Here is a 4,213-nt window from a genome sequence, read left to right as displayed (position 1 = left end):
GAGGATCCACCGCCGCAACCGCCGGGTTCGGCGCAGGCCGGCTCGAATGCTCGGGTGCCGCCGACGATCGAACCCGCTCGACGTCCAGCGGGTTGGCGGGCGGCCCCGAACGCTCCCGGGCACGCAGCAAGTATCGCGGGGCAGTTAGCTGCGCCGAATCCAACGTCAGTCATGGCGGCAGAGGCGCTCGCAGCGCTCGTTATTAGCAGGCACCGAGCTCAAGTCGCTGCGTCGGGGCAGGTTGGCACGCCTGGTTCGTCGGTTGCATCGACATCGGCAGGCACTATCGAGCCGAGCAATCTCCCAGTTGTTGCGCCCATGGGGAGCTCAGTTGCTCGATCTGCGCTACCAGTCGTACCGGCCCAGCCAGTAGCCCAGCGTGCTCGTTCCAAAACGTCCAGTCAGACCAGCAAGGCGAAGCAAGGCGGTCCAGTCACACGGTTCATGAATTGGCTGATGCTGAAACCCTCGAAAGCGCCAGGCAACGCCAGCGTGGTACCACATCCGCCAACACCGAAGCTTGAAGCCGCTGGGGCAATTGAAGAGCTATCCGCACCGCAGCCGGCTGTTTCCGATCCGATTACGGCAATTGCCGTCACACAACCGGATTGGTTGCCTCGTAACCTGTTGGGGGCACCGTCGACCCGTATGCCATTGTCGAGTTTGCTGAACGACGTCCTGGACCTCGCGAGTTCTCAAGATAGGAATACGTTTCACAGACAAGCATATGAAGTGCTCGGTATAGACGAGGTAGGGAACCTCGTGAGTCGTGGCGTTTTTGTCGACGGACAGACCAATCAACACCCATCGAAATTTGATGGGGACAAGATCTATATGGCCAACTGGGCGTACGCGATTTATTACAATCCGGACACAGGGAAGAACGAGTTCCTTGTTAGTTGGCACAACTACCACATGAGTATCCAGCCGCCGCATCGCTTTGGTCTGCCGATTATGGCGGGCAACCTGGAGACACAACATGCGGCTCTTGATCCCGAAAAGCCATACTATCTCGATAATGGAAGCGGTCACTACAAGCCACTGGCCACGACTGCATTGCGTGGGGAGTTTGCCAAGACGGACGCGGAATTCAGCATAGACGCGAGTCGAAAGAAACTCGTGACTGATCAAAGGCGATTTGCTGGAGCAGAAGACATCTGTCGAATGCATGACGTCTCGTCCACGGCTGAATATGTAGCCCTAGCTTCAAGATTTGTTGAGGATATCCGCGCGAATCGTTCTGGGCGACTTGCCATGTATCTTGTGGAATCGTACCCGGATCAGTTGGATTCGGTAGAGGCGATCTGCCGAAGTCATGATTCGGACGTAGCCCGCAATCTAGTTCGCGAGCTCAACGCAGCTCGGGAGATCAATGCTCGTCGGCAGGCAGTTGTCGAGGGACCAAGTAGTGCTAGTCAGCAGCATGCCCCCCCAATCGAAGCCTCTATCGACGCTCGAAAAATGCGTTCCGCTCTCGGCGACCTGCCTCCTCAGGGTGAGCAGATCGAGACTGCGCTGACATCCATACTGCACATCGTCGACCCAGTCAGTCGGGCCGGCAATTCTCTTCCTCGGCAGCGAGTGGAGGAAATTCAGCGAATCTTGCCGAGCACCGGCTTCACATGGGACGGGGAGTCACTTCAGCCTGTAATCCATGCGGCCGCACCAACGGAGATCGACTATTCTGCATCGAAGGACGCCCTTCTTACTCTAGGAAGAGGCATTCGCCACCTTATACCTTCGATCTCGGTAACGGACGAAGAGAAGGCTTGGGAGAGCCGTGTGAAGGGGGCGCTGTCTGTCTGTGCGATGGGCATAGGGAGCACCCAACCAGCGAGTGTGCACCTTCTGTACGGCGAGCCAAATTCACCGTTGGGCGTCCTTTGGTTGCACGCCGCTGAAAAGAGTGACTCCATTCCCGTTGTCAGGCTGTTCGTTACCAGCCCGGTCGCTCGCGGTATCGGTGCCTTTTTGGTTGAAGCGGCGGTACAGAAATCGGCGGAAATGGGTGGAGCCGGGAAGCTGCGCGTCAATCCCGTGGACGGGTCCGAACGCGCATACGAGGCACTCGGATTCAAGGAACTTCCCGTCACCAGCCTGTGCATACTCGATCCCAGTAAGAGCGAAAAATGGCGAATGGAAGGTGGCCGATGGCGAATCCTTAATCCGGATGGTAGCCTGAAAACTGCAGCGCAATCGTCGCCAGCGGTAGCCATAGATGCAAATTCAGCCAGCTCTGCCATGCCAGCGGTGGCACAGTCGGAAATCGAACCGTCTTTGTTGAGGGTGAGCATACTCGAGGATTTGTCCAGTGACCACGAGGTTTATCTGAAGCAACTTGCAGACGGTCGCAAGGTTGTTCATAAATCTTTTGAATTCGATATTAATTCGCCGGAAGAACGAGCCGATGTCGAGGCGCGAGTGAGACGGGAGTTGTTCGCGTACCAGCTTAGCGAGGCGCTGGGGCTTGATTTGGTGCCGGAAACCTTGCGCGTGGCCAGGACGAACAATCAGATTGTTTATGCATATGTGAATGGCGCTAAGCCGCCCGCGGCAGATTTCGATATTTCGAACACTGGACTACAGGTGTTCGACTACCTTATCAACATGATCGATCGACGCAGCGATAGCGGAGTGAACAATCTGGTTATTGATTCGACGGGACGATTCTACGCCATTGACCACGAGTCGATTCTCCATCCAAACGAAGAGGACCGTTCCATCAAGGTCGGCGAGCTCTCGCCGAATTCGATTGGAAATTTCTTTGCCGATGCAGTAACTCAAGAGCGATTCCTTTCGTTGGACTGGAACAGATTGTGGACAAGCTGCTTTGGAAGTCACATCGAAGATGCTCGTCGCCAGGAGTTCATGAGTCGAGTCGAGTTGGTCAAAAACAGATACCTTGACATGTTGTCCAACTTGTAATGGAAAGGATGCGCGGGAATTTTGGGATTTCGATCCGGTTCGTGTGCCTCCGTTTGGGGATGTGACGGGCAGGCGGACGATGAACTTGACTAGGTGCCGCCGAGATCAGTCAGTACAACGTTTGCTTGCCTTGCCATAAGGCCCAAGTCGCTGTGCCCAAACTGTGCCCACGCCACAAATCGAAGTCCCATAAACCCCATAGAAATCAATAAGACGTACATAACCCGCGTTTCGACCGGCGCAGGACTATTCGTTAAAAATCAAATGCTTATGGATTTATGGCGCGGATCGGCGAACTTCGTACCGCAATATCGGCCAGCAGGCTCGGATGCGCGATGCTGTGCTCGATCGGCAGGCTGGGCATCGCGGGCTGTACGATGTGGCCGCAATCAGGACAGCACAGCTTGTGGCGAATCGTGCGGATCATTTTGAACGCGGCCGCCACGCGGGCGAGTTGCTCGGATACATCCTCGCCAAGTCGCTGCATCGTCGTCGCGCACTTGGGGCAAGCCGGATCCGGCGTGAGTTCGATTTCGTCGCGTGGCAAGTGCGGCGGCAGTGGCTCTCGTGTGGGCGCTCGACCAAGTGGCGCCTTCGACGTCTTGTCTCGCTGCCCTTGCGTCTCTGCAGCACTCTGGCCGGCCGTCAGGTCTTCCAGCTGCGCCTCGAGTTTATCGATTTGCCGGCCCAGTTTCTCGGACTTGCTCCCGAAGTACATTCGCCTGAACGTAAGCGCTCGACATGTACCGTCTATTCGCGAGAGCGAAGCATAGGCAATCTGATTCCCATCAGATGTAATGGGAATCAGATCGATGAAGCCAGTAGTGCATGGAAGACAACCGGGATCGAGGAACTACACGAAGGAGTTTCGGCAAGCGGTTGCTGCCGAGGCGAACGATCCAAATTGTTCGATTGCCGAAGTGGCCCGTGCGCATGGCTTGAACGCCAATATGGTCGCGCAGTGGCGGAGAAGCTTACTGGAAGCGCAACGCGCAACGCCGATACCAAGCGTCGCGCTGCTGCCTGTTGAGGTGGTCGATCTGCCAGCGAAAGACGTCCCAAACCACGCTCTGGCGCAAACGCTGGATGTGTCGGCGAGCCCGGCGATGTCGCCGAACTGTGAAATCGAGATCGAGGTTGGTAAGCGACGTATCCGCATCCGCGGCGTGTCACAGGAGTTCGCCGAACGGTATCTACGAGAGTGCCTGAAGTGATCCCGCCGAACACGCGAATCTGGATTGCGGCGGGCGTCACGGACATGCGCTCCGGCTTCAACAGCTTGGCGTCG

Annotated in this window: 2 protein-coding genes and 1 pseudogene; 2 read left to right on the top strand and 1 reads right to left on the bottom strand. The window is 56.6% G+C overall.

The annotated features are described in order from the left end of the window. Positions 1-456 precede the first annotated feature (456 nt). Positions 457-2,925, top strand: coding sequence for a GNAT family N-acetyltransferase (locus tag C7H84_RS36910; protein WP_162999535.1), 2,469 nt, complete (start codon positions 457-459; stop codon positions 2,923-2,925). Positions 2,926-3,226: 301 nt separating this feature from the next. Here C7H84_RS36910 and C7H84_RS36105 read toward each other — a convergent pair. Continuing rightward, positions 3,227-3,649, bottom strand: a pseudogene (locus C7H84_RS36105) (IS66 family transposase zinc-finger binding domain-containing protein); the annotation flags it as partial. A gap of 88 nt (positions 3,650-3,737) precedes the next feature. On the opposite strand from C7H84_RS36105, the gene C7H84_RS36100 reads away from it, so the two are divergent. Then, positions 3,738-4,139 carry a transposase gene (locus tag C7H84_RS36100; RefSeq protein ID WP_162999534.1) on the top strand — a complete coding sequence of 134 codons (402 nt, stop codon included), beginning with the start codon at positions 3,738-3,740 and terminating at the stop codon, positions 4,137-4,139. Positions 4,140-4,213 lie beyond the last annotated feature (74 nt).

This window comes from Burkholderia sp. Nafp2/4-1b, from assembly GCF_003635165.1.
Lineage (GTDB): Bacteria > Pseudomonadota > Gammaproteobacteria > Burkholderiales > Burkholderiaceae > Burkholderia.
The sequence above is the reverse complement of the archived record's forward strand: the minus strand, read 5'-3'. Positions and strand labels throughout refer to the sequence as shown.